General features: G+C 59.3%; 18 protein-coding genes and 2 pseudogenes. 17 read left to right on the forward strand and 3 right to left on the reverse strand.

Going from position 1 to position 23,177, the window contains the following annotated elements; translation table 11 throughout:
• Positions 1 to 6: 6 nt before the first annotated feature.
• The 7 genes from Q7W83_RS00510 to Q7W83_RS00540 all read left to right on the forward strand — a co-directional run bounded on the left by Q7W83_RS00510 (position 7) and on the right by Q7W83_RS00540 (position 9,448).
• Positions 7 to 1,422: an MBOAT family O-acyltransferase gene (locus tag Q7W83_RS00510; RefSeq protein ID WP_150639946.1), complete on the forward strand. Its 1,416-nt coding sequence runs from the start codon at positions 7 to 9 to the stop codon at positions 1,420 to 1,422.
• A gap of 11 nt (positions 1,423 to 1,433) precedes the next feature.
• Positions 1,434 to 2,576: an alginate O-acetyltransferase AlgX-related protein gene (locus Q7W83_RS00515; RefSeq protein WP_191630148.1), complete on the forward strand. Its 1,143-nt coding sequence runs from the start codon at positions 1,434 to 1,436 to the stop codon at positions 2,574 to 2,576.
• A 453-nt stretch (positions 2,577 to 3,029) separates the two neighbouring features.
• A complete protein-coding gene (locus tag Q7W83_RS00520) occupies positions 3,030 to 5,576 on the forward strand; it encodes an EAL domain-containing protein (protein WP_150639948.1) in 2,547 nt (848 codons plus the stop codon).
• A gap of 187 nt (positions 5,577 to 5,763) precedes the next feature.
• Complete coding sequence (locus tag Q7W83_RS00525) at positions 5,764 to 6,651, forward strand: TauD/TfdA dioxygenase family protein (protein ID WP_150639949.1); 888 nt, start codon at positions 5,764 to 5,766, stop codon at positions 6,649 to 6,651.
• A gap of 18 nt (positions 6,652 to 6,669) precedes the next feature.
• Positions 6,670 to 7,695, forward strand: a complete 1,026-nt coding sequence (locus Q7W83_RS00530; protein WP_150632949.1) for an ABC transporter substrate-binding protein — start codon at positions 6,670 to 6,672, stop codon at positions 7,693 to 7,695.
• A 5-nt stretch (positions 7,696 to 7,700) separates the two neighbouring features.
• Positions 7,701 to 8,561: an ABC transporter ATP-binding protein gene (locus Q7W83_RS00535; RefSeq protein WP_150632948.1), complete on the forward strand. Its 861-nt coding sequence runs from the start codon at positions 7,701 to 7,703 to the stop codon at positions 8,559 to 8,561.
• A gap of 20 nt (positions 8,562 to 8,581) precedes the next feature.
• Entirely contained in the window at positions 8,582 to 9,448 is an 867-nt protein-coding gene (locus Q7W83_RS00540; protein ID WP_458378038.1) for an ABC transporter permease, read from the forward strand.
• A gap of 31 nt (positions 9,449 to 9,479) precedes the next feature.
• Here the strand turns inward: Q7W83_RS00540 and Q7W83_RS00545 are convergent, their stop codons facing one another.
• Positions 9,480 to 10,565: an RHS repeat-associated core domain-containing protein gene (locus Q7W83_RS00545; protein WP_473655537.1), complete on the reverse strand. Its 1,086-nt coding sequence runs from the start codon at positions 10,563 to 10,565 to the stop codon at positions 9,480 to 9,482.
• Between the two features lie 259 nt (positions 10,566 to 10,824).
• Between Q7W83_RS00545 and Q7W83_RS00550 the strand changes: the two are divergent.
• Positions 10,825 to 10,929, forward strand: a pseudogene (locus tag Q7W83_RS00550) (LysR family transcriptional regulator); the annotation flags it as partial.
• Positions 10,930 to 11,020: 91 nt separating this feature from the next.
• Positions 11,021 to 11,212: pseudogene (locus tag Q7W83_RS00555) on the forward strand (hypothetical protein); the annotation flags it as partial.
• Here the strand turns inward: Q7W83_RS00555 and Q7W83_RS00560 are convergent.
• The gene (locus Q7W83_RS00560) at positions 11,185 to 11,547 is read right to left on the reverse strand and encodes a helix-turn-helix domain-containing protein (RefSeq protein WP_224787844.1); all 363 of its coding nucleotides are present in this window, start codon (positions 11,545 to 11,547) and stop codon (positions 11,185 to 11,187) included. The pseudogene Q7W83_RS00555 and the gene Q7W83_RS00560 sit on opposite strands and share 28 nt — an antisense overlap.
• Before the next feature lie 222 nt (positions 11,548 to 11,769).
• On the opposite strand from Q7W83_RS00560, the gene Q7W83_RS00565 reads away from it, so the two are divergent.
• The 8 genes from Q7W83_RS00565 (at position 11,770) to Q7W83_RS00600 (ending at position 22,412) form a co-directional block, all read left to right on the forward strand.
• Positions 11,770 to 13,398 (forward strand): methyl-accepting chemotaxis protein, encoded by a 1,629-nt coding sequence (locus Q7W83_RS00565; protein ID WP_473655538.1) that lies wholly within the window; start codon positions 11,770 to 11,772, stop codon positions 13,396 to 13,398.
• A gap of 90 nt (positions 13,399 to 13,488) precedes the next feature.
• The gene (locus Q7W83_RS00570) at positions 13,489 to 16,035 is read left to right on the forward strand and encodes an EAL domain-containing protein (protein WP_150632943.1); all 2,547 of its coding nucleotides are present in this window, start codon (positions 13,489 to 13,491) and stop codon (positions 16,033 to 16,035) included.
• 76 nt (positions 16,036 to 16,111) lie between these two features.
• Positions 16,112 to 17,038 carry a LysR family transcriptional regulator gene (locus Q7W83_RS00575; RefSeq protein ID WP_150632942.1) on the forward strand — a complete coding sequence of 309 codons (927 nt, stop codon included), beginning with the start codon at positions 16,112 to 16,114 and terminating at the stop codon, positions 17,036 to 17,038.
• 216 nt (positions 17,039 to 17,254) lie between these two features.
• Positions 17,255 to 18,790 carry an MFS transporter gene (locus tag Q7W83_RS00580; RefSeq protein WP_473655539.1) on the forward strand — a complete coding sequence of 512 codons (1,536 nt, stop codon included), beginning with the start codon at positions 17,255 to 17,257 and terminating at the stop codon, positions 18,788 to 18,790.
• A 26-nt stretch (positions 18,791 to 18,816) separates the two neighbouring features.
• Positions 18,817 to 19,878, forward strand: a complete 1,062-nt coding sequence (locus Q7W83_RS00585) for an HlyD family secretion protein (protein WP_473655540.1) — start codon at positions 18,817 to 18,819, stop codon at positions 19,876 to 19,878.
• A gap of 164 nt (positions 19,879 to 20,042) precedes the next feature.
• The gene (locus tag Q7W83_RS00590; RefSeq protein ID WP_473655541.1) at positions 20,043 to 21,449 is read left to right on the forward strand and encodes an efflux transporter outer membrane subunit; all 1,407 of its coding nucleotides are present in this window, start codon (positions 20,043 to 20,045) and stop codon (positions 21,447 to 21,449) included.
• Positions 21,450 to 21,563: 114 nt separating this feature from the next.
• Positions 21,564 to 21,785, forward strand: a complete 222-nt coding sequence (locus tag Q7W83_RS00595) for a hypothetical protein (protein ID WP_473655542.1) — start codon at positions 21,564 to 21,566, stop codon at positions 21,783 to 21,785.
• A gap of 183 nt (positions 21,786 to 21,968) precedes the next feature.
• Complete coding sequence (locus Q7W83_RS00600) at positions 21,969 to 22,412, forward strand: hypothetical protein (protein ID WP_150639955.1); 444 nt, start codon at positions 21,969 to 21,971, stop codon at positions 22,410 to 22,412.
• An 8-nt stretch (positions 22,413 to 22,420) separates the two neighbouring features.
• Here the strand turns inward: Q7W83_RS00600 and Q7W83_RS00605 are convergent, their stop codons facing one another.
• Positions 22,421 to 23,176, reverse strand: coding sequence for a slipin family protein (locus Q7W83_RS00605; RefSeq protein WP_008034707.1), 756 nt, complete (start codon positions 23,174 to 23,176; stop codon positions 22,421 to 22,423).
• Between the last annotated feature and the right edge of the window lies 1 nt (position 23,177).

Here is a 23,177-nt window from a genome sequence, read left to right on the forward strand (position 1 = left end):
GCTGCCATGGTTTTCGCCTCGTTAGAGTTCCTGACATTGTTTTTGCCAGCGTTTCTGCTGGTCTACGCCTTGGGCCGACCGGCCTGGCGCAATGTCATCCTGTTGCTCGGCAGTTGGCTTTTCTACGGCTGGCTGAGCCCGTTGTTCCTGACGCTGCATATCGTGCTGACGATTGTGGCGTGGGTGGGCGGCCTGCTGGTGGATCGCGCACCGGACGGCTCCCGTGGACGAGTGCGGCTGTTGATCGCGCTGATCGTGTTCAACACGGCGGTGTTGTGCTGGTACAAATACGCCAACATCCTCGCCGGGACCTGGAGTGAGCTGATCACTTATTACGGGGCGATGCCGCTGGAATGGCAGCGGGTGGCGCTGCCGGCGGGCCTGTCGTTCATCGTGCTGCAGGCGATTTCCTATCTGGTGGACGTGCATCGGCATACCGTGCCGGTGGAGCGCAGTTTCATCAATTACGCCACGTACATTTCCATGTTCGGCCACTCCATCGCCGGCCCGATCATTCGTTATGACTGGGTGCGCCGGGAGCTGACGCAGCGGTATTTCAGTTGGCAGAATTTCTCCCTCGGTGCGCGTCGTTTCATGATCGGCATGTGCATGAAAGTGCTGGTGGCCGACACGCTGTCGCCGCTGGTGGACGTCGCGTTCCACCTGGAAAACCCGTCCTTTGTCGACGCCTGGATTGGCTGCCTGGCCTACTCGCTGCAACTGTTTTTCGACTTTGCCGGCTACAGCGCCATGGCCATCGGCCTGGGCCTGATGCTGGGCTTTCACTTTCCGGAAAACTTCAACCGGCCGTACCTGGCCAGCAGCATCCAGGACTTCTGGCGGCGCTGGCATTTGTCGCTGTCGAGTTGGCTGCGCGATTACCTCTACATCGCCCTTGGCGGTAACCGCAACGGTGCGTGGAAAACGTACCGCAACCTGTTCCTGACCATGGCCATCGCCGGTCTGTGGCACGGCGGCGACAGCTGGAATTACCTGTTGTGGGGTTCGGCGCACGGGGTCGCATTGTGCGTTGATCGCCTCTGGTCCCGTTCTCGTTTGCCAGGCATTCCACCGCTGCTTTCGCACAGCCTGACGTTGTTGTTTGTGTTCCTCGCCTGGACGCTGTTCCGCGCGCCGGATTTCCATTCGGCGATGACCATGTATGCCGGGCAGTTTGGCCTGCATGACTTTGCGTTGGGTGATGCGCTGGCGGTGACCTTGCGTCCGGTGCATGGGCTGGCAGCGATGCTCGGCCTGGTGTGCATCCTCGCGCCACTGTTGCAAAGTCGTGTCGAGCAACGGTTTGCCCGTCACGCCTTGTTCGTTCCGATCACGGCCCTGTGGCCGGTGGCGGGGTTCCTGCTTTCGTTTGCGTTGATCGCGAGCCGTGAAGCCGTACCCTTTCTGTACTTTCAGTTCTGATGACCGCGCCCATGACTGCTTCGTCTCCCGCACCGGCTCAACCCTGCGAACGTACCGCCCGCATCAGCAAGCTGTCGGGCGTCGTGTTCGTGGCTTTTCTGGCGCTGGCTTTCGCTTCTTGCGTCTGGCTGCTGGCGAGCGGAAAAGTCGAGTTCATGCCGCCCAAACTGACGCCTCAGGCCGCACTGGAAGGCGACATCACCCACAAGATTGCCAAGCAGTTGTCGCAGGCGACAATGCCTGAGCAGGCGGCGGATCTGGAGCGCGGCGCAAGCTGGCTGGTGCTGCACGATACCGGCCCACGGGTGCGCTCGGGGTGTGCCGGCTGGTTGTTCCTGACCGATGAGATGCGCATCAACCGTCACGCCCGCGCCAATGCCGACACCAAGGCTGGCGTGGTGCGTGAACTCCAACAACGCTTGGCCAAACGCGGCATCACGTTGTTGGTGGCGGTGGTGCCGGACAAGAGCCGCATCGTTCAGGCGCAACTGTGCGACCTGCGTCGCCCGGCGATGTTGCAGGACCGCGCCGTGGCGTGGGTCGATGGGCTGAACAAGGCGGGTGTCGCCGCTGTGGACCTGGCGCCGAGCCTGCAACCGTTGGGCGCCGACGCGTACCTGCGCACCGACACCCACTGGAGCGAAACCGGCGCCGCTGCCGCTGCCAAAGCCGTGGCCGCGCACGTGCAGCGCATGGGCATCAGCGCCACGCCGCACAAGGATTTCGAGGCGCAGGTGCAGGAACCGGCACGCCGTCCGGGCGACCTGGTCAGGCTCGCCGGTCTGGAGTGGCTGCCGGTGACACTGCAACCGACTCCGGAAACCGTGGCGACCACGCAGATCAGCGAGAAAGTGGCCGCAGCGCCAAGCGGCGGCGATAACCTCGATGACCTGTTTGGCGATGACAACCTGCCGAACGTGGCACTGATCGGAACCTCGTTTTCGCGCAATTCCAACTTTGCCGGGTTTTTGCAGCAGGCGCTGGGTGCGCCGATTGGCAATTTCGCCAAGGACGGTGGTGAATTTTCCGGTGGCGCCAATGGTTATTTCAACAACCCGGCGTTCAAGCAGACGCCGCCCAAACTGATCATCTGGGAAATTCCCGAGCGTGATCTGCAAACGCCTTACAGCGACGTCATCGTTTGGGGTCAATAGCGGTTTCATCGCCGGCAAAAGAGCCTGCCCGGCAATCTGTTCAAGCCCATATTCGAGGATGTGAGGTGTTGCACGCACGATGGTTTTTGGTCAGATGAGGGGAGAGTCAAATGCATTGCTGGCCACTATTTTTCCTCGCATTCAACTTTTCCATTGATGTGAATCAAGCTTGCAGGCGCGCAGTGGCGGCATATTGATATCGGCGTAAGACCTATACTTTTTCTAATAAAGGGACGTGCCCGCATGTTGATCCTCCCATTGTCTTCGCAGAGCCTTGCTACACGCGTCATTCCTTTCTACATGCCGTTACGATTTCACCTCCAAGCCCGTCATTGACTCCTCATTTCGATTGAATCCATCGCATCCGAAAGTCGGCTGGGTCTGCCTCGCCGAGCGTTTGATGTTTGGGACGTGCCCAGTTCCTCATTTCCTCCCAATCAGTAGATCACCGCCATGTCGTACCGTAAGGATCTTTCGCAAATCTTCATCCAGACCCTGGAGCAGAGCGTTGATAGTGTCGTGGTCATCGACAGCCAAAACCGGATCATTCTGTTCAATGAGGCCTCGGAAAAGCTCTGGGGATACGGCAGTCACGAGGTGATGGGGCGAAATGTCGAGCAGTTGGTGCCGAAACTGATTCGTCCCCTGCACGACGGTTATATCGAAGCGAACCGACGCACCGGAATCAATAAAATCGTCGGCACCAGTCGCGATGTGCTGATCGAGTGCAAGGACGGCACCCGACGCTGGGGGTCGATGTCCATTTCAAAGATCGAGGCTCAGGGGCAGATCCTCTACGCCGCGTTTATCAAAGACGTTACCCGGCAACATGAAGAGCAGCGCCAGTTGTATCTGTTGTCATTGGTGGTCGATACCACGGACAACGCGATCATCATCACTGACGCGTCGTGGTCGATCATTTACGTCAATGACGGCTTCACTCAAATGTTTGGCTATAGCGCACAGGACGTCGTCAACAAAACACCGATTGACGTATTGGCTCCGTACTTCACGCATTCACGCATCGCAGCGATCCGCCGCCAACTCCTCAAGAGCAATGCCTACCATGGTCAGGAATTCGGTTATGACCGCGGCGGCCAACGGGTGTGGTGCAACGTCACTACGTACCCGGTTAATGACGTTCACGGGCACATGACCAATACCGTGAGTGTGATGATCGATGTGACCCTTACGCGCATGCATGAAGTGCTGCGACACAAAATGCTGGAAGCGATGGTTCGTGAAGAGTCACTGGAAACCTTGATGAATCTGGCGTGCGTGGAAGTGCAGCGAATCGCGCCGGAAGTGATCGCTACGGTATTGCGGGTCGATGGCCAGGGGGTACTCCATACGTTGGCGGCCCCCGGTCTTCCGATCGCTTACTCCAAGGCACTGGACGGAACGCCCATCGGACCCGAATCCGGTTCTTGCGGGGCGGCAGCGTTCAGTGGCGAACCCGTCATGGTCAGTGATATTGCCTCGCATCCTTTCTGGGACGGATTCCGGGAGCTGGCGCTGCCGCTCGGTTTGAAGGCGTGTTGGTCAACGCCGATAAAATGCACCGACGGGCGTGTGTTGGGGACGTTCGCGTTTTATTACCGCGACTCGCGTGAACCCAGTCCGCTGCACTATTTGCTGGTCAATGCGTGCATTCATTTGTGCGCCCTGGCGCTGGAGCGTGAGGAGTCCCGTTTGCACATACGCCAACTGGCGTTCTATGACGACCTGACGGGTTTGACCAATCGCAACTTGCTCCATGCGCGGGCCGAGCAGGCCATTGCTCAAGCTTCCCGGCATCAATCGAGCCTGGCGGTCATTTTCATTGATCTGGATCGATTCAAGCAGGTCAACGACTCCCTCGGGCACCCTGCCGGGGATGAGTTCTTGCGCGTGATGGCTCGTCGCTTGTCCGAGTGTCGACGGGAGAGCGACATCGTCAGCCGGCTATCGGGTGATGAATTCGTTCTGGTTCTGCCTCAATGCACGTTAGTGCATGCGACCGATTTGATCGAACAGTTGAGAGTTCGGCTGAGTGCTCCATGCCAGATTTCGGGTGTGACACTCAAGCCGTCGATGAGTATCGGCGTCAGCATGTTTCCGGAAGACGGTCGCACGATGGAGCTGTTGTTACATCGCGCCGATATGGCGATGTATCAAGCCAAGACCAGTGGCCGCGGCAGCGTCTGTTTTTTCAGTGACGGGCTGGATCAGTTAGCGAAAGGGCGTTTGCGCCTGGAGGCCGCTTTACGCGAAGCCATTGATGGTGAAGCCCTGTACCTGGTTTATCAGCCGCAGATCGACCTGTGTGAATCCGAACTGTATGGCATCGAGGCCCTTGCGCGATGGACCCATCCTCAGTTGGGAGAAATCTCTCCCGCGAGTTTTATTCCGCTGGCGGAAGAGTGCGGCTTGATCGGGGAATTCGGTTTATGGGCGCTGCGTGAGTCCTGCCGCCAATTGGCGGCCTGGCGCAAGCAAGGGCTGCGGGTGCCAACCGTTTCGGTAAACATGTCGCCGACCAATTTCCACAATCGCAATCTGTCGAACATCATCACCAGGACGCTTGAAGAGCATGGTTTGCAGGCCAAGGATCTGACGCTGGAAATTACCGAAGGCGTGCTGATGGATACCAACCCTGACACCTTGACCACGATCAAAGAGGTGCATGCGCTGGGTATCAGTCTGGCGATGGATGATTTCGGCACGGGTTTCTCCAGCCTGAGTTACTTGCAACGTATGCCGATCCAGGAACTCAAGCTTGATCGTAGCTTTGTGCATGACCTGGAGAGCGATGCAACCAGTCAGGCATTGAGTGAGGCGGTTATTCGCATTGGCGAAAGTTTGCAATTGAGGGTGGTGGCTGAAGGTATCGAGACCTTGGCGCAGCAACACATTCTGCAAAAACAGGGATATCGGATCGGTCAAGGCTTCCTGATCTCAAGACCCCTGGCCCCGAACGATTTGGGGAGTTGGCTGGAACAACGCTGTGCGGTCGGCTGAGTGTGCCTAAAGTCATATCGTTATTCACTAACGGTATTTAAATTTCAATTCTTATGCCTATAAGGTTGTACTCCTGCGTACCTGCCGACCAATCGGCGCGCCGCACGAAACGAACCAACACGGGACCTCCGTGAGTTTCTGATCGACGCGCGCGCCTTGAGCGTGCCGTGCGTGGGAGTGAGTTTTTATGTCAGCCGTCTCTGCATCACCTGCAATCGCACCACAAACCTTCGAGATTCGCCCCTTCAGTGGTGCCGTTGGCGCCGAAGTCATCGGCCTGGACCTGTCCCGTCCGATCAACGATCAGGACTTCGCCCGCCTCCATCGCGCGCACCTGGATCATCACGTCGTGGTGTTCCGCGACCAACGCATTACTCCCGAACAGCAAATCGACTTCAGCCGCCGCTTCGGCGTGTTGCAGATTCATGTGCTCAAGCAGTTCCTGCTGACCGGGCACCCGGAAATCCTCATCGTTTCCAACATCATCGAAAATGGCCAATCCATCGGCCTGGGTGATGCCGGCAAGTTCTGGCACTCCGACCTGTCCTATAAAGAACTGCCAAGCCTGGGCTCGATGTTGCACGCCCAGGAGTTGCCGTCCGAAGGTGGCGACACCCTGTTTGCCGACATGCACAAAGCCTGGGACAGCTTGCCCGAGGCATTGCGCAAAGCGGTCGAAGGTCGCTCGGCGGCGCACTCATACACGGCGCGTTATAGCGAGACCAAATTTGAAGGCAACTGGCGTCCGACCCTGACGCCGGAGCAGTTGGCCCAAGTCGCCGAAGTCGTCCACCCCATCGTGCGCACCCACCCGGAAAACGGCCGCAAGGCGTTGTTCGTCAGCGAGGGTTTTACCACACGCATCATTGGTTTGCCGGACGACGAGAGCAAGCAGCTGCTCGACGAGCTCTACGCCCACAGCGTGCTGCCGCACAACATCTACCGCCATCAATGGCAGCCCCACGACCTGGTGTTCTGGGACAACCGCTCGCTGATCCACCTCGCCGCCGGATGCCCAAGCCATCTGCGCCGCAAGTTGTATCGCACCACCATTCAGGGCGACGCGCCTTTCTGATTTGTCGGAGATTGAATCATGTCCAAACGTCTTCCCTTTGCACCGCTGGCTGCGGCCATCGGTCTGGGTTTCAGCCTGATCGCCGGCAGCCTGGTGGCGCCGACCGTGGCCCATGCCGAAGGTGAAATCCGCATCGCCGAACAGTTCGGCATCGTTTACCTGCTGCTTAACGTGGTGCGCGATCAGAACCTGATCGAGAAATACGGCAAGCAGGAAGGCATCGACATCAAAGTCGACTGGACTCAGCTGTCCGGTGGTGCGGCGGTCAACGATGCGTTGCTCTCCGGTTCGATTGATATCGCCGGCGCCGGGGTCGGTCCGCTGCTGACCATCTGGGACCGCACCCACGGCAAGCAGAACGTCAAAGCCGTGGCTTCCCTCGGCAACTTCCCGTACTACTTGGTGAGCAACAATCCCAAGGTCAAAACCATCGCCGATTTCACCGAGAAGGACCGTATCGCGGTGCCGGCCGTGGGCGTGTCGGTGCAGTCGCGCTTCCTGCAATACGCGGCCGCCAGGCAGTGGGGCGACAAGGAATTCGATCGCCTCGACAAGTACACCATCGCCGTTCCGCACCCCGACGCCACGGCGGCGCTGATTGCCGGTGGCACCGAGCTGAGCGGGCACTTCTCCAACCCGCCATTCCAGGATCAGGCGCTGGCCAACCCCAACGTCCATGTGGTGCTGAACACCTATGACCTGCTCGGCCCGAACTCGCCGACGGTGCTGTTCGCCACCGAGAAATTCCGCAACGAGAACCCGAAAACCTACAAGGCGTTCGTCGAGGCGCTGACCGAAGCCGCGCAGTTTGCCCAGAACGACAAAGGCGCTGCCGCCGATACCTACATCCGCGTGACCAAGGCGAAAATTGATCGCGCCGCGCTGCTGAAAATCATCGATAACCCGCAGTTCGAATTCAGCGTCACACCGAAAAATACCTATCCACTTGCCGAGTTTCTCTACCGCGTCGGTGCGATCAAAAACAAACCGGATTCGTGGAAGGATTACTTCTTCCAGGACGCCAAACCGCTGCAAGGGAGCTGACCGACATGAACGCCCCTTTGCAAGGCCACACGGTCAGCAAATCGAACGTCACAGCTCAGGCGCTGCTGTCAGTCGATAACGTCAGCCTCGAATACCGCACGCCGCAGCGTGTGGTTCGAGCGACCCACCAAGTCAGTTTTGAAATCGACCCGGCGGACCGCTTTGTGCTGCTCGGTCCTTCCGGTTGCGGCAAATCCACGTTGCTCAAGGCAGTTGCCGGTTTCATCCAACCCGTTGAAGGCGAGATTCGTCTGCAAGGTCAAACCGTCCATGCGCCGGGGCCGGACCGGATCGTGGTGTTTCAGGAATTCGATCAACTGCCGCCTTGGAAAACCGTCAAACAGAACGTGATGTTTCCACTGCTGGCCTCGAAAACCCTTAAGCGCAAAGAAGCCGAAGAACGGGCGCTGCACTACCTGGGCAAGGTCGGTCTGTCGGCGTTCGCCGATGCTTATCCGCACACCTTGTCGGGCGGCATGAAGGCACGGGTCGCCATCGCCCGGGCGCTGGCGATGCAGCCGAAAATCCTCCTGATGGATGAACCCTTCGCCGCGCTCGATGCACTGACCCGGCGCAAGATGCAGGAAGAATTGCTGCTGCTCTGGGAGGAGGTGCGTTTCACGTTGCTGTTCGTCACGCACTCCATTGAAGAGGCGTTGGTGGTGGGTAATCGCATCCTGCTGCTGTCGCCGCATCCCGGCCGGGTACGGGCGGAAGTCCACAGCCATCAATACGATTTGCACAGCCTCGGCGGCGTGGCCTTTCAGGAGTCGGCGCGGCGGATTCATCGGTTGTTGTTCGATGAAGGCCAGTCCCCGGAAACCGAGCGCGAGCTGGATTTTTCCGACATTCGCATCGCTTATTGAGCCATTGAGAGGAGTGCCCGATGAGCCAGTCATCATCCGCGCGTGAAGCGTTCGAAACCGTTTTGCAGCCGCTGACCAGCGTACCGCTGGAGCGGGAATTACCGCTTGGTCAGCGTTTGTGGCAACAAGGCTGGATTCGCAAAAGCCTGATCCTGATTCTGCTCGCGGTGCTGTGGGAAGTGGTTGCTCGCCTTCAGAACAACGACCTGCTTTTGCCGAGTTTTCTGCAAACCGGCAGCGCGTTGTACGACGGTTTGCTCAGTGGCGAGTTGCTCGGCAAGGTCTGGATTTCCCTGGTGGTGTTGCTCAAGGGCTATTTGATCGGCATCGTCCTGGCGTTTGCCCTGACGACATTGGCCGTATCGACCCAGTTCGGTCGCGATCTGCTAAGTACGCTGACCTCGATGTTCAATCCGCTGCCGGCAATTGCGCTGCTGCCGCTGGCGCTGCTGTGGTTTGGCCTGGGGCAGAACAGCCTGATTTTCGTGCTGGTGCATTCGGTGCTCTGGGCGTTGGCGTTGAACACCTACGCCGGGTTCCTTGGCGTCTCGGAAACCCTGCGCATGGCCGGGCGCAATTACGGTTTGAAAGGCATGCGCTTCGTGCTGTTCATCCTGATTCCGGCGGCGCTGCCATCGATTCTCGCCGGGCTGAAAATCGGCTGGGCGTTTGCCTGGCGCACGTTGATCGCCGCCGAGCTGGTGTTCGGCGCTACCAGCGGCAAGGGTGGGTTGGGCTGGTACATTTTTCAGAATCGCAATGAGCTGTATACGGACAAGGTGTTTGCCGGGTTGGCGGTGGTGATCCTGATCGGGTTGCTGGTGGAAAATCTGGTGTTTGATTCGTTGGAGCGGGTGACGGTGAAGCGGTGGGGGATGCAGCGGTGAGGGGAACAGTGATGAAATCACCCTTTCCAGTTCAACGCTGATGACGTATTTGAAAATTGTAATTGTCGAGCTCGTCAAAGAGGGGGCGGTTGCCGCGAGGGCGAGGCGAGCCCGGTGGAGTCGAATCTCTGGATGACGCTGAGTCGAGACTTGGACTCCGACTCCGAGGAGGTGTGGGAGGCAGTGGAGGTGTTGGATGCTCCATACGAGGAGCACGCAGATCCAAGTAGCCGTTGTTTGGGGCAGCCATTCTGTTCACTACGAAGGCCTTACCCTGCTGCGATCTTGCAAAAGTGTCCGCATTCCACAGTTGCATTGAACTTTCATAGGACGGTGGCGATTCATACGTGGGCGGCGCGCCAGATCTGGACATTGACATATTGTGGCCGCGCCCCCCAGAGCTTGGTACGTGTGGAGTTGAACGAGTGGCGCGGGAGGTCAATCCGTCTGCTGCAGCGCCAGCTACATATCCAGGGTGGTTTCTTGGCCTTGTTTCAGTGTATTGGATGGCTGGCGATTTGTTTCCTCGGGGGCCTGGAGCACCGCCGACAAAGCTGAGCATTGCAGTAAGTCCGGAGCTCGTTGACGCTCTATTGTCGGGAGTCGGCGTTCCTCCAGCAGCAGCGAGTGCGTACCTTGCCTGTTGCCTGGCAATCCCGTTTGCCCTGCGAGTGGCATTTTGGGCGGCGAGTTGCCCTGATGAACCGCCAAAAGTAAGGTTTTCCCGAACGAACAGCTTAACCACATCGAAAACATGCCCCGTCGGGTCCGAATGGTTTACGGGGTCCCCCGCGCAATACATATACGCATTCAACCCACCCCCTCCAAACGGACTCCAACTGTCCGGGCTATGAAAACGCATCAACCTCGGGTTGTAAGCACGGTAGCCATTCCCCAGCAAGTACCAACCCTTATTCGCTTCGCGAAATTGGCCATTGAAGCCCAGTTTCGTGGCGACTTCCTGCTCCGCGGATTGCTCCCCATAGGCGGAGTAGGCGATGGGGTTAGCTTTACCGCTATGGACTTCGGCGATGATCGAAAGGCTGCCGTTGGTTGCCAGTAACACGGTGTGCGACCAGTGGGGTTTCTTTTGATCAACAGATTTGGGCTGATTCATGAAAGCCACGCGGAAGTGGGGTGGGTGCTTGCAGTTCTACACGTCTGAACCACGGTTGAGAACTATCAGAACTGCTAGTTTTAGAGCCCCGAGTTCAACACAGCTGCCCCCGTATGAGCATCGCTTGCTTGCGAGTGGCGCGATTCGGTCCCACGTGCGGACCGCGTTATCGTTCATCGCGAGCAAGCTTGCTCCTGCAGCGTGGATTAGCTGCTAGAGCTGCGTCCGAATCAATCCAGATCAGCCACGAGTGTTCAGCATGCAACTCCCGGACATGAATCTTCTGGTCGCCCTCGACGCCCTACTCGGCGAGGGCAGTGTGGTGGGCGCTGCACGGCGGATGAACCTCAGCCCGACGGCGATGTTTGCCTTGCCTGATTCCGATCTGATTCTGCCGGTGCCCAAGGAAGCACTGTTGAGCGTGCGGCGTCTGGGCTTGAAATCGCGCTCCTTTATCCTGCCGCAAGGGTGGATTGGGTTGGCACATCTTTCAGAACCGCAATGCGCTGTACACCGACAAGGTGTTTGCCGGGTTGGCGGTGGTGATTTTGATTGGCTTGCTGGTGGAGAACCTGGTGTTTGATTCGCTGGAGCGGATGACAGTGAGGCGCTGGGGGCTCTATCGTCGGCCAGCGCTCGAATCATAGTGTTGAACCGGCTCTCTGGATTTCAGCACCTTGACGATTTCAGCAACGAAATTAACCACCAACACTCGCTCACCGGCCGGCAGGCTCTGAATCAGCTCATTGATGTTCTGGGACTGGCTGTGGGAGTCATGGGCGTTGGTGCGCACCAGATCGCTAAGCGAGCAATCGAGCACCTCGGACATTTGCTGCAGGCGTGTCAGGGTCAGGGAAATCACGCCATTTTCCATGCGGCTGACCGTCTCTTTTTCCACGCCGATAGCTTCGGCAATATGAGCCTGAGTCAGGCCCTTTGCTTTACGGCGGGCTGCGATTGCGGCACCCACATGATCTGTCACTGTGCGCTCCTTCATGATTTTGACCTCCAGCGTCAATTTTCCGTAGTTATGTGACATTTTGCGCACTTACTACGTTCAAGCGAATGATGTTATACGACGAAGGTATTGATGTATTACGTCATTGTTTGTTTGATTCATGTCAAATTGCCCCTATAGGATGTGGTGTAATTTGATGCTGGCTTTTTGGCTGGTGACCGCCCGTACAACTGAGAACTGTCCAAAATGCTGACTCATCTGAAAATCCGAACAGGTATGTTCTGGGTGCTTGCATTGTTCGTCTGTGCATTACTGGTTTCGTCGTTGACCAGTTGGCGCAGCGCGCTGAGCAGCGATGAGCAGATCCAAAACCTGCATCAGGTCGGGGTCACCCAGAACAGTCGGGTGCACCTGGCCTATCTACGTCTATTGCGTTCCCGCGTGGGCATGGCGGGGGCATTCCTTGAAACGCGCACGGGCGATACCGTCAAGGCCCAGGCCAGCCTGCAGCGGGCGACGAACCTGTTTCAGGAAGCCATCGATTACTTCGACACGTTTGCTGCGCAAGAGAAGAGCAGCCATTCGACCCTTCAGAGTGATGAGTTGCAGCAGGCTTTCGTGGTGTATCGCGATACCCTGGAGGAGCAGATGCAGGCGCTGAGCCAAGGATCGGAAGCGCGTTATATCGAGGTCAATCTCAAGGCGCGGGCGGCTAACGACCGGTTTGACATGGCTCTGGTCGGCTTCGAAAAGCAGCTCGATGTGCAAACCAACGCGATCATGGATCAGGCCCATTCCCGCTACGGCATGGCCCAGGCTCAGGCGTTGATTCTGTTTGTGATCGCCGGGTTGTTAGTGGCCGGTTGCTGGTGGTTTATCGCCAGCCGCGTGCTGCGCCCACTGCGTGAGGCAGGGCAGCATTTCGAGGAAATCGCCTCGGGGGATTTGCGACATCCGATCGATGTGCAGTCGAGCAACGAGATCGGTCAGCTATTCCTGGGGTTGCAGCAGATGCAGATCAGCCAGCGTCAGACCATCGAGCAGATCAGCCAATACGCCCATCAATTGGCCAGTTCTGCCGAGCAATTGAGCCGGGTCACGGTGGAAAGCAATCACGGCCTGAATCAGCAGCACAACGAGCTTGAACAAGCGGTCACCGCTGTCACCGAGATGACGGCGGCAGTCGAAGAAGTCGCGAGAAACGCAGTGTCCACATCAGAGGCCTCCAACGCGACCAATCAATTGGCGGGTCAAAGTCGTCGGCAGGTGCAAACCACGCTTGAGGAGGTGGACGCCATGAGCCGGGAGATCAGCACCAGTTCCGCCCTGGTACAGGACCTGGCCACCCAGACTCGCGACATCGGCAAGGTACTGGAGGTGATCCGCAGTATTTCTGACCAGACGAATTTGCTGGCGCTCAATGCCGCTATTGAAGCTGCGCGAGCCGGTGAAGCGGGGCGCGGGTTTGCTGTCGTCGCAGACGAGGTGCGGACCCTGGCTTATCGCACTCAGGAGTCGACCCGGGAAATCGAACAGATGATTGCCGGAATCCAGAGCGGCACGCACCAGGCCGTCAACGCCATGGACGCCAGTACCTTGAGGGCCAGTAGTTCGTTGCAAGCGACGGAAGCAGCCGGTCAGGCGCTTGAGGCGATCTTTGCCGCAGTGCACGAGATAACCGAACGCAACCTGGTGATCGCCAGCGCCACCGAGGAGCAGGCCAAGGTTGCCCATGAAGTGGATCGAAACCTGTTGAATATTCGTGAATTGTCGACCCGCGCGGCTGACGGCGCTCATCAGACGAGTTCGGCCAGCAGCGAATTGTCGCGCCTGGCCTCCGAACTGAGCTCGATGGTGCGGCACTTCAAGACCTGACGCCGGGGAATTCTGGAAGACCGGTTGGCTCGGCAAACCTGACGCAGCATGGAGCCTTGTACGTTAAAGCGTTATCAGTGAGTCATCGGCATGTCGGATGTTCAGGATTTTTCACCCATCTTTACCCAGGCACTCGCGCAATCCATTGATAGCGTTGTGGTCATCGACAGCCAGAATCGGGTCATTTTGTTCAATGATGCCGCTGAGACCCTATGGGGCAATGAGCGCGATCAGGTGCTCGGCCAGAACGTCCGCTTGCTGGTGCCGGACATGATCCGGGCTGATCACGACAGTTACATTGACGCCAACAGACGGAGCGGCATCAACAGGATTGTCGGTAGCAGTCGAGACGTGTTGATCGAACGGCCGGACGGTGATCACCGCTGGGGAGCCATGTCCATCTCCAGAGTCAATGCTTCAGGGCAGCTGTTCTATGTCGCGATCGTCAAGGACATAACCCGTCAACACAAGGAGCACGAACGCCTGCAACTGCTGTCGCTGGTGGTCGACACCACGGAAAACGCCATCATCATCACCGACGGTCAATGGAGCATGGTGTACGCCAACGGTGGGTTCACCCGGATGTTCGGGTACGACCTCGATCAGGTCCGCGGACGCACGCTCGATAGCGTGATCGCGCCGGATTTTGATCAGCAGACCATTGCCGCCATCAACGGGCAGGTAACGCGTGGCGAGGTCTACCGCTCAGAGGCTGTCGGCTACCTGCGCGAGGGGCGCCGGGTTTGGTGCGATGTCACGATTTACCCGGTGTGTGACGACCACGGCAATCTGCTCAATACCGTCAGCGTGATGATCGACGTCACTCACTCTCGAATGCCGGAGATCCTGCGTCACAAGATGCTTGAGGCGATGGTACAGGAGGAGTCGATAGAGTCGTTGATGGGCCTGGTATGCAAGGAGGTCCAGAGGGTCGCGCCGGAAGTGGTCGCCTCGATTTTGAGTGTCGATGATAGCGGGCGATTGCGGACCCTGGCGGCTCCTGATCTGCCGGCCAGCTACTGTGCGGCGTTGGATAATGTGGCTATCGGACCGGGCGTCGGCTCTTGCGGCGCCGCTGCGTTCAGCGGCACGGCGGTGATGGTCCGTGACATTGCCAGTCATCCGTTCTGGGTCCGCTTTCGTGATTTGGCGTTGCCCTTGGGCCTCAGGGCCTGCTGGTCGACGCCGATCAAATCCAGCTCGGGCCGGGTGTTGGGTACTTTTGCGTTTTACTATCACGAGCCCCGTGAGCCTTCGTTGCTGCATCAGCAATTGGTCAGTGCCAGTATTTACTTGTGTGCATTGGCCCTTGAGCGCGAGGAATCACGCGCGCATATCCGCCAACTGGCTTTTTATGACGACTTGACCGGTCTGCCCAACCGCAACCTGCTTAGCGCCCGCGCGGACCAGGCCATCGCCGAAGCCTCACGCGATGACACGCCGCTCACCGTCCTGTTTATTGACCTGGACCGCTTCAAGCAGGTCAATGATTCGCTGGGGCATCCGGCCGGTGATGAGTTTCTGCGAATGATCGCCCGGCGCCTGGGCAAGTATCGGCGCAAGGTCGACATCGTGAGCAGATTATCGGGTGATGAGTTTGTCGTGGTGTTGCCCCAGTGCGCATTGGCGCAGGCCCAGGTCGTGATCGAGCATTTGAGATGTGAACTGTGCGCGCCCTGCGAGATTGCGGGTGTAACGCTCAAACCATCGGCAAGTATCGGTGTCAGCCTGTTTCCTGACGATGGCCGTTCCATGGAGACTCTGCTGCATCGCGCCGATATGGCCATGTATCAAGCCAAGACCAGCGGGCGGGGGTGTGTCAGCTTCTTCAGCCAAGGCCTTGATCAGTTGGCGCGCGGACGCTTGAACCTTGAGGCGGCATTGCGTGAAGCTATTGATCAACATCTGTTGCACTTGGTCTATCAGCCGCAAATCAATCTGCAGGGCAATGATCTTTACGGCGTGGAGGCCTTGGCTCGCTGGAGGCATCCACATCTGGGCGATATCTCGCCCGGCTGCTTTATTCCACTCGCCGAGGAGTGCGGGTTGATTGTCGAGCTTGGACAATGGGCCCTGCGTGAAGCCTGCCGCCAACTGGCCGCCTGGCGTCGCGAAGGGCTTGAGGTGCCCGCCATATCAGTCAATCTGTCACCCACCAATTTCCATAATCGGGGATTGCCCGGCATGCTGATCGGGATCCTCGCCGAGCAGCAGCTGAAAACTTCCGACCTGACGCTGGAAATTACCGAAAACGTCCTGATGGACAGCAATCCCGATACCCTGACCACGATCAACGAGGTGCACGCCCTGGGGATTCGCCTGGCCATGGATGATTTCGGCACGGGTTATTCGAGCCTTAGCTATCTGCGTCGAATTCCTATCCAGGAACTCAAGCTCGATCGCAGCTTTGTTCATGACCTGGAACATGACACCACCAGTCAGGCCTTGAGCGAAGCGGTAATCCGTATTGGCGAGAGCCTGAAATTACGCGTGGTGGCCGAAGGTATTGAAACGCTGGGCCAGCAACGCATTCTGCAAGAGCAGGGCTATCACGTCGGCCAGGGCTATCTGATTTCAAGGCCGCTATCGGCGCCGGGGTTGAGGCTTTGGCTCGAGGATCGCTCGTACTGCGAGTAAGCGTGGCCTTCGACGCGCTTGTTCGAGCTGCTAGCATTGCGTCTGAATCAATCCAGATCAGTCACGAGTGCCCAGTATGCAACTCCCGGACATGAATCTTCTGGTCGCCCTCGACGCCTTGCTCGACGAAGGCAGCGTGGTAGGCGCCGCGCGCCGCATGAATCTAAGCCCGGCAGCCATGAGCCGGACGTTGACGCGGATCCGCGAGGCCATCGGCGATCCGATCCTGGTACGTGCCGGCCGCGGCCTGGTGCCGACGCCCAAGGCATTGGCGTTGCGCGAACAGGTGCGGGAGGTGGTGGAGCAGGCCGCGTTGTTGTTCCGATCCGCTGATGACGTAGAGCTGGGCAGTTTGCGCCGACGCTTCAGCATTCGCGCCAACGATTTCTTTGTCGGGGTCTACGGCGGCAAGCTGTTCGACACCATGGAGCGGCAGGCGCCGCACTGCGAATTGCGCTTCGTTCCGGAGGGCGATGGGGATGACGAAGCGCTGCGTGAAGGGCGCATCGATTTAAGCGTCAGCAACAATCGGCCGTTGATGCCGGAAGTGAAGGTGCAGACCCTGTTCTCCACGCACTTTGTCGGCCTGGTGCGCGACGACCACCCGCTGTTTGATGAAGAGATCACCGCCGAACGCTATGCCGGGTTTTCTCACATCAGCGTGTCTCGTCGCGGCATCGCTCGCGGGCCGATTGATACGGCGCTCAATGCCTTGGGCCTGGAGCGCCGGGTTGCGGTGATAGCACCGAGTTTCCATGCGGCGATGTTTGCCTTGCCTGATTCCGATCTGATTCTGCCGGTGCCCAAGGAAGCGCTGTTGAGCGTGCGACGGCTGGGCTTGAAATTACGCTCGTTCACCCTGCCGATCCCGTTGCCGACCCTGATGCTGACCCAGGCCTGGCACCCGCGCTTCGACAAAGACCCGGCGCATCGCTGGATGCGAGAAACACTAAAAACCTGCTGCGACGAAACGTGGCTGGCTGCACAGCCGACTTCAGGTTGATCAAATGATTCCCTGTGGGAGCGAGCCTGCTCGCGATAACGGTAGATCAGACAAAGATGATGTTGAATGTAAGTGCCCCATCGCGTGCAGGCTCGCTCCCACAGGGGTTCTGCATTGCTGCATGGAACGCACTTATAACCTACCAATAAGTTGATTTTCGTCAGCTTCCACACTTCCTAAAATGCTTCGGTATTCAAATCCCGGAGCTTGCAGTCCATGACGTCCCTCACGGCCCCGGCCCCTCTCGCCACGGCCAGTCCCTCCACCATGACGCCACCGGTGTTCGGCCCGCGGATCATCATCGGTCTGGTGGGCGTGTTGCTGGCGGTGCTGGTGTCGGGTCTGAACGAGATGGTGACCAAGGTCGCTCTCGCCGACATTCGCGGCGCATTGGCCATCGGCTACGACGAAGGCACCTGGCTGGTCGCCAGTTACACCGCGACCTCGGTGGCCGCGATGGCATTCGCGCCGTGGTGTTCGGTGACGTTCTCGTTGCGGCGCTTCACCCTCTGCGCGATCAGCGTGTTCACGGTGTTGGGCGTGCTTTGTCCGTTCGCCCCGAACTACGAAAGCCTGCTGCTCATGCGCACTGTTCAAGGTCTGGCGGGCGGTGCCTTGCCGCCGATGTTGATGACCGTCGCCCTGCGTTTTTTGCCGGCCAACGTGAAGCTCTACGGCCTGGCCGGGTATGCCCTCACGGCCACCTTCGGTCCGGGGCTCGGCACGCCGCTGGCCGGGTTGTGGACCGAGCATGTCGGCTGGCAATGGACGTTCTGGCAAATCGTCGCGCCGTGCCTGATCACCATGGCGGCGGTGGCCTACGGCTTACCCCAGGATCCGCTGCGCCTCGAGCGTTTCAGGCAGTTCAACTGGCGCGGATTACTGCTGGGGTTTCCGGCGATCTGCATGCTGGTGATCGGCATCCTGCAGGGCAATCGGCTGGACTGGTTCGAGTCGACGCTGATCTGTGGCTTGCTCGGCGGCGGGCTGGTGTTGCTGGTGCTGTTCCTGATCAACGAGTGGTCGCAGCCGATTCCGTTTTTCAAAATGCAGATGCTCGGCATCCGCAACCTGTCGTTTGCCTTGCTGACCCTGGCCGGCGTGCTGGTGATCTTGCTGGCGGTGATCATCATTCCGTCCAGTTACCTCGCGCAGGTTCAGGGTTATCGCCCGGTGCAGACGGCGCCGGTCATGTTGCTGGCGGCCCTGCCACAGTTGCTTGCGCTGCCCTTGGTGGCGGCGCTGTGCAACCTGCGCTGGGTCGATTGCCGCTGGGTGTTGGGGATCGGCCTGAGCATGCTGGCGCTGTCGTGCATCGGTGGCTCGCAGCTGACGTCGGTGTGGATTCGCGACGATTTCTACGTGCTGCAACTGCTGCAAATCTTCGGTCAGCCGATGGCGGTGTTGCCGCTGTTGATGCTCTCCACCGGCAGCATCAGTCCGATGGAAGGGCCGTTCGCTTCGGCATGGTTCAACACCGTAAAGGGTCTGTCGGCGGTGATCGCCACGGGTGTCATCGACGCGCTGACCACGTCAAGGCTGCACTTTCACTCGACCATGCTGGTGGACCGCCTCGGCAACTCGCCGCTGGCCGACAGCGACAGCGCGGGCCTTGCCCACCGGCTGCATGAGCAAGCCGTGGTGCTGACGGCCTCGGACCTTTATCTGTGCATGAGCGGCGTCGCGCTGGCGCTGATCCTGCTGATTTTCTGGCTGCCGACGCGAATCTATCCGCCGCGTGCACCGACATGAATGCTTCGCTGAAACAGAAGGTTTTTATGACTCAATCCAAGCAAAAAGTGGCCGTCGCAATTGTCGCCGTGATGGTGGTCGGCGTGCTGGTGTATCTGTTGGCGCCGGGGATTTTCGGCAAACGCACGCAACAGAACACCAATGACGCCTTTGTCTCTGCCGACTTCACCTTGGTCGTGCCCCGCGTTGCCGGGTTCATCAAGGAAGTGCTGGTGGAAGATAATCAACAGGTCCAGGCCGGGCAGTTGCTGGCGCTGATCGATGACCGGGATTTGCGCGCTGCCGCTCAGGCCGCGGATGCCGAAACGCTGGTGGCGCGGGCGCAACTGCAAAACGCCCGCGCAACCCTTGAGCGCCAGACGTCGGTGATTGCTCAGGCGCAAGCCACGGTCGTGTCGGCCAAGGCGGAAATGGCCTTCGCCGAACATGAATTGAACCGCTACAACCACCTTGCCGGTGTTGGCGCGGGGACGGTGCAGAACGCTCAGCAAGCCCGCACGCGTATCGATCAGGCCAGCGCCCGGTTGGCCAATGCGATGGCGGTGTTGGCGGCGGAACGCAAGCAAGTGGAAATCCTCACCGCCCAGCGCGATGCGGCAGACGGTGGGTTGAAACGCGCGCAAGCGGCGCTGGAAATGGCCAGCTTTGAGCTGTCCTATACGCGCATCGTCGCGCCGCAGGACGGCATGGTCGGCGAGCGCGCCGTGCGTGTCGGTGCGTATGTCACACCGGGCAGCAAGCTGCTGGCGGTGGTGCCACTGGCGCAGGCGTATGTGGTCGCCAACTTTCAGGAAACCCAATTGACCGACGTGCAACCGGGGCAGGGTGTGCAGGTGCGCGTCGACAGCCTTGGCGGCGAAGCATTGCGCGGTCGCGTCGAGAGCATTGCGCCGGCCACCGGGGTGACCTTCGCGTCGATCAAGCCGGACAACGCGACCGGTAACTTCACCAAGGTTGTGCAGCGGATTCCGGTGAAAATCGTCCTCGATCCGGGCCAGCCTCTGGCTGAGCGTTTGCGGGTGGGGATGTCGGTGGAGGCGAGTATTGATACGGCTGACACCGGTGAGCATGAGGTTGCTCAGCGATGAAAATGTTTGTTAACCGGGCTGGCCCCATCGCCGGCAAGCCGGTCTCGCTCCCACAGTGGATTTACGCAACGACCACAATCTCAGCACAAATGGAGATCCCCTGTGTGCGAACCTGCTCGCGAAGAGGCCGTCTGCCTCAACTGACCTTTTGTGCCTTGTTGGTCATGAGCCTCACCGCCTGCACAGTCGGCCCTGATTTTCAGAAGCCTCAAACCCGGCAAGTGGCCGGGTGGTCGAAACCGTCGAAAGCCGCCGCCAGCGAAGTGATAACCGCTGACATGGACGAACACTGGTGGGACGTTTTCCAAGACCCGAAACTGTCGGCCCTGACCCAGCGCGCACTGACCGACAACCTCGACCTGAAACTCGCCAGCAGCCGCTTGCAGCAAAGCCGCGCTGCGCGCCAGGTGATCACCGCCGAACGCTATCCCAACACCGCCGCCACCGGCAGCTACGGGCGCAAACGCAACAGCGGTGAAGGCCTGAGCGATCCGTCGGGGCACAACGGTGACTCGGCGTTTAACCTGTGGGACGCAGGTTTCTCGGCCTCCTGGGAACTGGATTTCTGGGGCCGTGTGCGGCGCGAAACCGAAGCGGCTGATGCCACCCTTGAGGTCGCGGAAAACGACCAGCGCGGTGTGCTGTTGTCGGTGCTCGCCGAAACCGCCCAGGACTACATTCAACTGCGTGGGGTGCAGAGCACACGAGCCGTCACCGAGCAGAACCTCGATGTCGCCCGCCATAGCCTGAAGCTGTCGCAACTGCGCCTGGCCGACGGTGTCGCCACCGACCTGGATGTCGCCGAAGCCGCCGCGCAAGTCGCGGCTATCGAATCGCGCTTGCCGGCGCTGGAGCAACGCCAATCGCAACTGATCAATGCCCTGAGCCTGTTAATGGGCGAACCGCCGCAAGCGCTGCACGCCGAGTTGTCCACCGACGCGCCAGTGCCACAAACCCCGCAGCAGGTCGCCATCGGCCTGCCGTCGCAACTGGCCGAACGCCGCCCGGACATTCGGCAGGCCGAAGCCCGTTTGCATGCCGCCACCGCGAACACTGGCGTGGCCAAGGGCGATTTCTATCCGCGTATCACCCTGTCGGGCAACCTCGGTTCGCAAGCCATGCAACTGAGCGATTTCGGCTCGTGGGGCTCACGTGCTTTTGGCATCGGCCCGCAATTCAGCCTGCCGTTGTTCGACGGCGGGCGCCTGCGCGGCGTGTTGAACCTGCGTGAAGCGCAACAACAAGAAGCCGCCATCGCCTACCAGCAAACCGTGCTGCGCGCCTGGCACGAAATCGACGATCAACTGAGCGCCTACAACGCCAGCCAACTGCGCCGCGACAGCCTCGCCGAAGCCGTGCGCCAAAACCGAATCGCCCTGCGCGCCGCGCAACAGCAGTACGTGGAAGGCGTGGTGGATTTCGTCAATGTCCTCACCGTGCAAGGCGAGTTGCTGGCGACGCAGCAGCAATGGGTCGAGAGCTCGACCGGGGTGTCGCTGGCGATGGTGGGGTTGTACAAGGCGTTGGGTGGGGGATGGGAGTCGGTGTATCCGCTGTCGGTGCAGCGCTGAGTGAAATAGGGAACCTGAAAGTAGGAATCGTCCTGTTTTTTTTGTGTGGGCATTGTCCAGGCCATTCGAGCGTTAGCATTTTCGCGAATTCCTTGAGCAAGGTTGCGCACTTCTATGATCGTCAGTTCCGGTAAGCCCTTTTCAGTTGAACTGCTGGAAACATCGCCAAAGCGTCCAGCCTTTTATGTCGTTGGCCAAAGCAAGTTTGCGGGCAAGGAAGGGCGGATGGCTGCTGTGGGTCAGGTCAACTCGATGGCGCAGCGATGGCTCCGGTCGATGCGGGTTGTTGCCGATCCTGATCCTCGCCGCCGTCGTTCGTCTCTATGGCCTCACTGACTCGGCCATCTGGTGCGATGAAGGCTCCAGCCTGCTGTTGAGCCAATATTCACCCGCGCTGACCTGGTTTCACGCGCCTGGCGTGGTGGCTGGCCAACGTCGCCATCGTCGCGCTCTATATGCCGTGGATTCCCAGTCTGGTGGATCAACTGCAGCACCTGGAGCAACTCAAGCTCGGCGGGGTTGCTGCTGGTAATCGGCGTGCAAGGTGTCGGACTGAAGAACATTTACACCACCGCTCCGGATCGAATCGATCGAATGGTCGACTACGTGAACCAGCAGTACGTCGCCGGAGATCGCATCGTGGTCAGCGATCTGTTCTGGTACTTCAGTTACGTCTATTACAACCGCACGGCTGCTGCGCCGATGCTTTACACGCCGCCGCAGCCCGACGGACGCTCGGGTCGCCCCAATGCATACGGATTTGGCACATTGGTCGAGGACAGTGGCGAAAAAATCTACCTCGATACACTGACGGACTTACCGCGTGGCACCGGGCGTGTCTGGCTGATCAGCAGCAGCGAAGCACCTTATGATTTCGCGCCGGTACCCAGTGGCTGGAAAGCCATCGATGAGCTGAAAGTCGACGACACGCTGGCGCGGCTGTACGCGATCTGCCCGGACTAGGGTTGTCCTTAAGGTTTCGACAAATCCGCCATGCCCTTGAGCAGCTCGATTGGCAGCGGAAAAACGATGGTCGAACTCTTGTCCCCGGCAATCGAACTCAGTGTCTGCATGTAGCGCAGCTGCATGGCGCCCGGCTGACGTCCGAGCATTTCGGCGGCCTGCATGAGCTTTTCCGAGGCTTGCAATTCGCCTTCGGCGTGGATGACCTTGGCCCGACGTTCCCGCTCGGCTTCCGCCTGTTTGGCGATGGCGCGGACCATCGACTCGTTGAGGTCCACGTGTTTGATTTCGACGTTGGCGACCTTGATGCCCCAGGCGTCGGTCTGGGCATCGAGCACTTGCTGGATGTCGATGTTCAACCGTTCGCGTTCGGCCAGCAGTTCATCGAGTTCGTGTTTGCCGAGCACTGCGCGCAGGGTGGTCTGGGCCAGTTGGCTGGTGGCCATCAGGAAATCTTCGACCTGGATGATCGCTTTCTGCGGGTCGAGCACGCGGAAGTACAACACCGCATTGACCTTGACCGAGACGTTGTCGCGGGTGATCACGTCTTGCGGTGGCACGTCGAGCACCACCGTACGCAGGTCGACGCGGACCATTTGCTGGACCACCGGAATCAGCAGGATCAGGCCAGGGCCTTTTACTTGCCAGAAGCGACCGAGCTGGAACACCACCCCGCGCTCGTATTCGCGCAGGATGCGAAACGTCGATCCCGCCAGCGCAATCACCAACAGCAGCAGCGCGGCAAAACCCAGTTGCAGGCCCATG

This window comes from Pseudomonas sp. 300 (assembly GCF_055803035.1).